Here is a 7842-nt window from a genome sequence, read left to right on the forward strand (position 1 = left end):
CCCGCGGCCCCGGGGGCGCCCCGCCCCCGGGGGGCGCCCGCCAGCCAGGCCGCGCCCAGCGTGGCCGATCTGGCGGGGGCGCGCGGGTCGAGTGGCGAGATGGGACTGCAGTCGCGCGGCTACACGCTGGCGCGCACGCAGGGCCTCACCGCCTATTGGTCGCACCCTGCCGGCGCCTGCGTCCGGGTGGTGACCAACCAGGGCCGCTACCAGACGGTCGAGAACGTCGCCGCCTCGAATTGCGGGCGCTGACGCCGGCCTCGCCGTGCCGCGCCCCCGCGGCACGGCGGATCCCCTGTCCTGACGGAGCGATGCGATGCGTCTGATCGCAGGTCTGCTGGGCGCAAGCCTGCTGCTGTTCGCCCAGGTGCCGCCGGCCGCGGCGGACGATCCCGTTCGCCATGTCCGCGTGCATTTCGAGCGCGGCGCCAGCGAGGCCACCATCAACGGCCACATCCAGGGCCGTGAGAGCGTGGAATACCGCCTCGGCGTCCGGCAGGGGCAGATGATGAACGTGCATCTCTCCTCCCGCGCCACCTCGGTCTATTTCAACGTCTTCGAGCCGGGCAAGCGGCCGGGCCATGACGCCGCGTTCTTCATCGGCTCGACGAGCGGCAACCAGGTGGAGTTCCGCACCGCCCATTCCGGCGACTACGTGGTGCAAGTGTACATGATCCCCGCGGCGGCACGCCGTGGCGAGAGCGCCAACTATTCGATCCGCCTCGCCGTGACCGGCGGCGCGCCGCATGCCGCCGCGCCGGCGCGGCCCTCCGCGGATGCGCGCGTGAGCGGCACCGAATTCAACGCCACCGGCAACATCCCCTGCGCCCGCAACCGCGGCCAGCCGATGGGATCCTGCCGCTTCGGCGTGGTGCGGGAGGGCCATGGGAATGGCCGCATCACCGTGTTCTGGCCCGATGGCGGCAACCGCGTGATCTTCTTCGAGGACAATACGCCGATGAGCTTCGACCAGTCCCAGGCGGATGGCGATGTCCGCATGACGGTCGGGCACGAGGCGGATCTCTACCATGTCCGCATCGGCAACCAACGCTTCGAGATCCCGCAAGCGGTGATGACGGGCGGCTGAGCGCGCGGCGCGCGTCCCGATCCCTTCATGCAAAGGAACCACGCCATGCAGCTTCGCCCCTTCGGTGCCTTCGCAGCCCTCGGCCTCGGCCTCGCCGCCTGCGCCCCGGCGCAGCCCCCTGCGGCACAGGCTACGGCGCCCGCCGCCGCCGCTCCCGCCCCTGCGTCCGCCCCTGCGCCCGCTCATGTTCGGCCGCAGCCCTCGCGCACCGGCAGCGCGTCGGAGCGTGCCGGCCAGGGCCGCTTCGACGCCACCAGCAACATCCCCTGCGCCGCCGCCGGGCAGCCGATGAGCCAGTGCGCGATGGGCGTGGCGCGCGAGCAGGGCGGCACCGCGACCGTGGTCGTGACCAAGCCGGATGGCCGGAAGCGGATGATCTTCTTCGAGGGCGGGCGCGCGATCGGCGCCGACAGCGCCCAGGCGGACGGCTCGGCCGGCTGGAGCTTCGCGGCGCGCCGGCAGGGCGACGCCACCCTCGTGACCTTCGGCCCCGAGCGCTACGAGATCGTGGACGCCGTGGTGTTCGGTGGCTGACCCCGAGGCCGCCCGCGCGGCCGGCACCCGGCTGCCGCGTCGGCTCCCCCAATTCGGGCGGGGTGCTCCGTGACGGAGAACCCGCCTCCGATGTTCCGATCAATCCGCGAGCGGAGGTAGCTCATGGCCACATTTGACACGACCTTTCGGATAGGCGGGGCATATGACAGCGCCACCGGAACGTTTACCGGCAACTTCCCCAACGGCGGCCAGCCCTTCGACGTCGCGACCACCGATTCCGACCCGTCGAGCACGACATACGAACCCGGGGAAACCATCACCTTCACCCTTTCTGGTTTTACTTTCACAAATACTTTTGTCGGGTGGTACGCTGACGGATTTCTGGCGCAGACCGGGTCAAGTTTCCTCTACTACTCGAATTCGCCGGTCGCCCCCGGTGAGCAGTTCACGATCAGCACGGACCCCTTCACCGTCTGCTTCGCCGCGGGCACGCTGATCGAGACCGATCGGGGGCCGGTCCCGGTGGAGGCGCTCAGGGCCGGGGACTGCGTGCGCACCCTGGCCGACGCGGCCACCGCCCACCGCCCCGTGCTCTGGATCGGGCGGCGCCATGTCGAACTCGACAGTCAGGAGAGGCTGCGTGCCCTCGCGCCCATCCGCATCCGCGCGGGCGCCTTGGGCGACAACGCGCCGGGCCGCGACCTGCTCGTCTCCCCCGACCATTGCCTGCTGCTGGACGGCCGGCTGGTGCCTGCGCGGCTGCTGGAGAACGGCGTCTCCATCGTGCAGGAGCTTCACCACTTCTCCGTGCAGTATTTCCACATCGAACTGGAATGCCACGACGTCGTCCTCGCGGAAGGCGTGCCGGCGGAAAGCTGGCTCGACTGCGGCAACCGCGCCTGGTTCGCTAACGCGCCGCAGGCGCTGCTGCGGGTGGACGCGGCGCCCGATGCCTATGCGGCCGGCCCCGCCACGCCCTGCGCGCCGCTGCTGCATGGCGGACCCGAACTCGCTTCCATCCGGGACGGCATCGCCGCCCGGATTCCGGCCGTGGTCGAAAGCCTCGTCGCGGCCGGCGTCCTGCGGCGCGTGGCCTGAGCGGGCGCCGATCCCGGGGCCGGTCGCCGGCCCCGGGCGGCCTCAGAACATCGCCATCCCGCCATTCACATGGATGGTCTGGCCGGTGACCCAGCCGGCCTCGGGGCTGGCGAGATAGACCACCGCCGCGGCGACGTCCTCGGGGTTGCCCATCTTCTGCGTCGGGATGCGGGAGAGCAGCGCGGTGCGCGCGGCCTCCGGCAGGGCGTCGGTCATCGCGGTCTTCACGAAGCCGGGCGCGACGACGTTGACCGTGACGCCGCGCGTCGCGACCTCCTGCGCCAGCGACTTGCTCATGCCGATCAGCCCGGCCTTGGCGGCGGCGTAGTTGGCCTGGCCGGCATTGCCGGTGACGCCGACGATGGAGGCGATGGAGACCACGCGGCCCCAGCGCTTCTTCATCATCCCCCGCAGCGCGGAGCGCGCCAGGCGGAAGGGGGCGTTCAAATCCACCTCCAGCACGGCGTTCCAGTCGGCGTCGCCCATGCGCAGCGCCAGCATGTCGCGGGTGAAGCCGGCATTGTTGACCAGGATGTCGAGGCTGCCGGCCTCGGCCTCCACCTTCTCCACCAGCGCGGCCGGCGCGGCGGGATCGGTCAGGTCGGCCGGGGCGACGATCACGCGCGCCCCGCCGAGCGACTCGGCCACGCGCGCCAGTTCCGCCTCGCGCCTTCCGGTGATGGCGACGGTCGCGCCCTGGGCGTGCAGCGCCTTGGCGATCGCCTCCCCGATGCCGCCGGTCGCGCCGGTGACGAGGGCGACCTTGCCGGTCAGGTCGAACATGGTCGGTCCCCCTTCAGAGCGACTTGAGAAAGGCTTCGATGTCGGCGGGCGTGCCGACGGCCTCGGCCTTCGCGTCCGGCGCCAGCCGCTTCATCAGCCCGGTCAGGACCTTGCCGCTGCCGATCTCGACGAAGCGGTCGCAGCCCATGGCGGCCATCGCCAGGATGCATTCGCGCCAGCGCACCGTGCCGGTCACCTGCTTCACCAGCAGGTCGCGGATCTCGGCCGGGTCGGTGGCCTTGGCGGCGGTGACGTTGGCGACGACGGGCACGGCGGGGGCGCGCATCGTGGCGCGCTCCAGCGCCTCGGCCATCGCATCGGCGGCCGGCGCCATCAGCGCGCAGTGGAAGGGGGCGGAGACGGGCAGCTTCATCGCCCGCTTCACCCCCGCTTCCTTCGCCTTCTCGATGGCGCGGTCCACCGCGGCGGCGGCGCCGGAGACGACGATCTGGCCGCCGCCATTGTCGTTGGCGACCTCCACCACCTCCGTCTTCCCGGTCTCCGGGTCGGTGGCGGCGGCGGCGCAGATCCCGCGGGCCTGGTCGAGCTCGGCGCCGAGGAGCGCGGCCATGGCGCCGGTGCCGGGCGGCGTCGCCTTCTGCATCGCCTCGCCGCGCAGGCGCAGCAGGCGGGCGGCGGTGGGGAGGTCGAAGGTGCCGGCGGCGGCGAGGGCGGCGTATTCGCCGAGCGAATGGCCGGCGACGAGCGCGACCTTGTCGCGCAGCGCGAAGCCGCCTTCCTTTTCGATCACCCGCAGCACGGCGAGGGAGACCGCCATCAGCGCGGGCTGGGCGTTGGCGGTGAGCGTCAGCTCCTCCGCCGGCCCCTCGAACATCAGCTGGGACAGCTTCTGCTTCAGGGTCTCGTCCACCTCCTCGAACACCTCGCGGGCGGCGGGGAAGGCGGCGGCGAGGTCGCGGCCCATGCCGGGAGCCTGGGAGCCCTGGCCGGGGAAGGTGAAGGCGAGCGCCATGACGGTACCGTGATGCTGGCTGGGGAAGGTCGGGCGGCCTAGGGCGCGGGGAGGGGGGGCGTCAAGGGGCGCGTGCGGCCCCGCTCAGCGCGCCGCCTCGGCTTCCGCCGGCGGCGCCAGCAGCGGCACCGGCACCGGCGGCTGCCAGCGTCCGCTCGCCACCTCCTCGATCTGCTCGTCGATGGTCCCGATCACGTAGCGCGAGAAGGGGCCGAGATGGGTGTAGAGCGCGGCGACCGTGATCGCCGGCTTCAGCGCGCGGGGATTGCGGCGCAGCAGGGTGCCGATCATGCCCCAGAATGCCTGCCGCTCCGCCTTGCCGGCCCGGGTCAGCGCCAGGGCGACGCGGGCGAAGCGCAGGGCATCGCGCGGCAGGTCGCGCGGCGCGATGCGGCCCGCGGGCGGCTTCAGGCCGAGGTTGAGCGCGGCGCGGCCAAGGCGGCCGAAGAAGGCCTCCGGCGTGTAGGCGCGGGCCACCACCTCCCGGTAGTCCGCCAGCACCTCCCGGCGTGGGCGCTTCGTGTCGAAGTTCAGGCCGGAGGTGCACTGGTCGCCGAGCAGGCCCTTGCTGTTCACCACGTCGCCGCCCGGGTGCAGCCGCCCTTCCCGCGCCAGCCGGCGGGAGAGCTGCGTCTCGGGCAGCGCGTAGAGCAGGCCCGCCATGGCGACCGGGATGGCGGCGTCCTCGATGAGCTGGACGATGCCCTCGCCGGCGCCGGCCGCCTCGTCGTCGAAGCCGACGATGAAGCCGCCGATGACGATGATGCCCGCGCGCTGCACGCGGCGCACCGAATCCGGGATGCTGCGCCGCGTGTTCTGCTTCTTCTGCATCAGGCGCAGCGTCTCGGGGTTCGGGCTCTCGATGCCGATGAAGATCAGGAAGAAATTGGCCTGGCGCAGGCTTTCGAGCAGCTCGGCGTCGTCGGCCAGGTTGATCGAGGCCTCGGTCGAGAACTCGAAGGGGTGGCCGTGGCGCCTCTGCCAGGCGATCAGCTCCGGCAGGAAGGCCTTCAGCGCCTTCCTGTTGCCGACCAGGTTGTCGTCCACGAAGTCCACATGGCCCCGGTAGCCGAGCGCGCGCAGCGCATCGAGCTCGGCCAGGACCTGCGCCGCGGTCTTGGTGCGCGGCACCCGGCCGTACAGCTCGATGATGTCGCAGAACTCGCAGGTGAAGGGGCAGCCGCGGGAGAACTGGACGGAGAGATTGGTGTAGTCGGCCAGGCGCAGCAGGTCGAAGCGCGGGGTCGGGGTGGCGGTGACGTCGGCCTTGAACCGCTCGGCCTCGAAGGTGCCGCCGGGCGCGCCGGCCTCGAAGGCGGCGACGAAGCGGTCGAGGATGCCTTCCGCCTCGCCCAGCACGCGGAACTCGGCCGCGGCATAAGCATGCGGCGAGGAGGTGACGTCCGGCCCGCCCACCACCACCGGCTTGCCGAGCGCCCGGGCGCGATGGATCACCTGCAGCGTGTCGAATTGCTGCGGCAGCATCCCCCCGGTCATCACGATGTCGGCCCAGGCGATCGCCGCGTCGGGCAGCTCGGCGGTGTTGCGGTCCACCAGCCGGATCTCCCAGTGCGGGGGCAGCATGGCGGCGACGGTGATCAGGCCGAGCGGCGGGGCGGGGTATTTCGCGCCGAGCAGCTCGCAGGTCGCGGTGTAGTTCCAGAAGGAGCCCGGGTTGAACCGGGGATGCACCATCAGGGCCCGGACGCGGCGGGCGGAGAGCGGCGCGGGCATGCAACGCTCCTGCGCTGTGATGGTCGGCGGGTCCGGGCTACAGGGGCCTTGGGCGCCGCGCCAGCGAAAAAGGCCGCGCGCCGATCCGCCCTTGCCCTGCACCCCCGGCCCGCCCTATACGCCCGCCTTCCCTGCCGGGACCCGAGGCATCGGTCCCGGCTATGCCCGCTTGCGCAACCCAGGGCTTGGCCCGGGCTGCGTCAGGACAGTGACCGGCACCCGTCGGCATTGGGGCTGAGCCAGCCAGAGGGGAGACAGGATGCCGCTTTACGAATGCGTGCTGCTGGCACGCAACGACGTCACGCAACAGCAGGTCGAGGCCATCGCCGACCAGGTCGAGCAGACGCTCAAGGCCGGCGGCGGCGAGGTGCGCAAGCGCGAATACTGGGGGCTGCGCGGCCTGGCCTACAAGATCAAGAAGAACCGCAAGGCGCACTACATGCTGCTCGGCGTGTCGTCCCCGCCGGCGGCGCTGCAGGAAGCCGAGCGCCAGCTCGGCCTGCACGAGGACGTGCTGCGCACCCTGACGATCCGCGTCGAGGAGATCGAGGAGGGGCCGTCGGCCATCCTCGCCCGCCGCGGCGACGACCGCGAGCGCGAGCGCGGCTTCCGCGGCCCGCGCCCGGCCGGGCGCTTCAGCTCGGGCCGTGGCGGCGGGCGCGATCGCGACGACCGCGAGGAATTCCGCGCGCGCCCGCGCGAGGAAATGGACATGGGCATGGACGGGGAGTGAGCCACGATGTCCGACGCGACTGAAGACACCGCCACCAGCCCCGCCGGGCGCCGCCCGGCCGTGGGCGCCCGCCGGCCCTTCTACCGGCGCAAGAAGTCCTGCCCGTTCTCCGGCCCGAACGCGCCGAAGATCGACTACAAGGACGTCCGCCTGCTCTCCCGCTTCCTGTCGGAGCGCGGGAAGATCGTGCCGAGCCGCATCACCGCGGTCAGCGCGAAGAAGCAGCGCGAGCTGGCGAACGCGATCAAGCGCGCCCGCTTCCTCGCGCTGCTGCCCTACGTGATCAACGACTGATCCGGGGAGCATAGGACCATGATCGAACTGATCCTGATGCAGCGCGTCGAGAAGCTCGGCCAGATGGGCGAGCGGGTGAAGGTGAAGCCCGGCTACGCGCGGAACTTCCTGCTGCCGCAGGGCAAGGCGATCCGCGCCAGCAAGGAGAACCTGGCCCGCTTCGAGAAGGAGCGCGCCCAGCTCGAGGCGCAGAACATCAAGCGCCGCGAGGAGGCCGAGCGCGTCGCCGAGCGCGTCTTCGGGCTTGCCGTGGTGATCATCCGCGCGGCGGGCGAGAGCGGCAGCCTCTACGGCTCCGTCACCTCGCGCGACATCGCGGATGCCTGCAAGGCGCAGGGCGGCCTGACGGTGGACCGCAGCCAGGTGCTGCTGGAGCAGCCGATCAAGACGACCGGCATCACCCAGGTGCGCGTCGAGCTCCACCCGGAGGTGATCATCCCGGTGGGCGTGAACGTGGCGCGTTCGCAGGAAGAGGCCGACAAGCAGGCGCGCGGCGAGGATATCCGCGCCGCCGAGCAGTCCGAGGCGGAGAGCCTGGAGGCCGAGCTGGCCGCCGAGCTCGCCGAGCTCGGCTCCGCGATGGATCGCTGAGATCTCGACCCCGTCACGCTTGCCGTGCTGAAGGGGCGGCTGGAGCAGATCGCG

10 protein-coding genes are annotated in these 7842 nt (G+C 71.9%); 7 read left to right on the forward strand and 3 right to left on the reverse strand.

All coding sequences use genetic code 11. From position 1 onward, the window contains the following. Positions 1–99: 99 nt before the first annotated feature. From AC1MIR_RS18215 to AC1MIR_RS18230, 4 genes are all read left to right on the forward strand, one after another. On the forward strand, positions 100–252 hold the full coding sequence (locus tag AC1MIR_RS18215) for a hypothetical protein (RefSeq protein ID WP_480029614.1): 153 nt from the start codon (positions 100–102) through the stop codon (positions 250–252). 64 nt (positions 253–316) lie between these two features. Beyond that, positions 317–1087, forward strand: coding sequence for a hypothetical protein (locus AC1MIR_RS18220; protein ID WP_480029615.1), 771 nt, complete (start codon positions 317–319; stop codon positions 1085–1087). 45 nt (positions 1088–1132) lie between these two features. After that, the gene (locus tag AC1MIR_RS18225; RefSeq protein WP_480029616.1) at positions 1133–1621 is read left to right on the forward strand and encodes a hypothetical protein; all 489 of its coding nucleotides are present in this window, start codon (positions 1133–1135) and stop codon (positions 1619–1621) included. A gap of 123 nt (positions 1622–1744) precedes the next feature. Continuing rightward, a complete protein-coding gene (locus AC1MIR_RS18230) occupies positions 1745–2680 on the forward strand; it encodes a Hint domain-containing protein (protein WP_480029617.1) in 936 nt (311 codons plus the stop codon). 42 nt (positions 2681–2722) lie between these two features. On the opposite strand, the gene fabG is transcribed toward AC1MIR_RS18230, so the two are convergent. The 3 genes from fabG to AC1MIR_RS18245 form a co-directional block, all read right to left on the reverse strand. After that, the gene (gene fabG, locus AC1MIR_RS18235) at positions 2723–3463 is read right to left on the reverse strand and encodes a 3-oxoacyl-[acyl-carrier-protein] reductase (protein ID WP_480029618.1); all 741 of its coding nucleotides are present in this window, start codon (positions 3461–3463) and stop codon (positions 2723–2725) included. A gap of 13 nt (positions 3464–3476) precedes the next feature. Beyond that, positions 3477–4436: an ACP S-malonyltransferase gene (gene fabD, locus AC1MIR_RS18240; protein ID WP_480029619.1), complete on the reverse strand. Its 960-nt coding sequence runs from the start codon at positions 4434–4436 to the stop codon at positions 3477–3479. 84 nt (positions 4437–4520) lie between these two features. Further along, the gene (locus AC1MIR_RS18245) at positions 4521–6170 is read right to left on the reverse strand and encodes a B12-binding domain-containing radical SAM protein (RefSeq protein ID WP_480029620.1); all 1650 of its coding nucleotides are present in this window, start codon (positions 6168–6170) and stop codon (positions 4521–4523) included. 259 nt (positions 6171–6429) lie between these two features. Here AC1MIR_RS18245 and rpsF point away from each other — a divergent pair, with 259 nt between their 5' ends. Genes rpsF through rplI form a run of 3 tightly spaced genes read left to right on the forward strand, consistent with a single transcriptional unit; the run spans position 6430 to position 7788 of the window. Further along, entirely contained in the window at positions 6430–6903 is a 474-nt protein-coding gene (gene rpsF, locus AC1MIR_RS18250; RefSeq protein WP_480029621.1) for a 30S ribosomal protein S6, read from the forward strand. A gap of 6 nt (positions 6904–6909) precedes the next feature. After that, positions 6910–7197, forward strand: coding sequence for a 30S ribosomal protein S18 (gene rpsR / locus AC1MIR_RS18255; protein ID WP_480029622.1), 288 nt, complete (start codon positions 6910–6912; stop codon positions 7195–7197). Positions 7198–7215: 18 nt separating this feature from the next. Next, the gene (gene rplI / locus AC1MIR_RS18260) at positions 7216–7788 is read left to right on the forward strand and encodes a 50S ribosomal protein L9 (protein WP_480029623.1); all 573 of its coding nucleotides are present in this window, start codon (positions 7216–7218) and stop codon (positions 7786–7788) included. Positions 7789–7842 lie beyond the last annotated feature (54 nt).

This window comes from Falsiroseomonas sp. RANM36, assembly GCF_056682175.1.

Excerpts from the sequence above, each read along its gene's own strand:
- AC1MIR_RS18215 (WP_480029614.1), top strand. The coding sequence starts at position 100 with ATGGGACTGCAGTCGCGCGGCTACACGCTGGCGCGCACGCAGGGCCTC.
- AC1MIR_RS18220 (WP_480029615.1), top strand. The coding sequence starts at position 317 with ATGCGTCTGATCGCAGGTCTGCTGGGCGCAAGCCTGCTGCTGTTCGCC.
- AC1MIR_RS18225 (WP_480029616.1), top strand. The coding sequence starts at position 1,133 with ATGCAGCTTCGCCCCTTCGGTGCCTTCGCAGCCCTCGGCCTCGGCCTC.
- AC1MIR_RS18230 (WP_480029617.1), top strand. The coding sequence starts at position 1,745 with ATGGCCACATTTGACACGACCTTTCGGATAGGCGGGGCATATGACAGC.
- fabG (WP_480029618.1), bottom strand. The coding sequence starts at position 3,463 with ATGTTCGACCTGACCGGCAAGGTCGCCCTCGTCACCGGCGCGACCGGC.
- fabD (WP_480029619.1), bottom strand. The coding sequence starts at position 4,436 with ATGGCGCTCGCCTTCACCTTCCCCGGCCAGGGCTCCCAGGCTCCCGGC.
- AC1MIR_RS18245 (WP_480029620.1), bottom strand. The coding sequence starts at position 6,170 with ATGCCCGCGCCGCTCTCCGCCCGCCGCGTCCGGGCCCTGATGGTGCAT.
- rpsF (WP_480029621.1), top strand. The coding sequence starts at position 6,430 with ATGCCGCTTTACGAATGCGTGCTGCTGGCACGCAACGACGTCACGCAA.
- rpsR (WP_480029622.1), top strand. The coding sequence starts at position 6,910 with ATGTCCGACGCGACTGAAGACACCGCCACCAGCCCCGCCGGGCGCCGC.
- rplI (WP_480029623.1), top strand. The coding sequence starts at position 7,216 with ATGATCGAACTGATCCTGATGCAGCGCGTCGAGAAGCTCGGCCAGATG.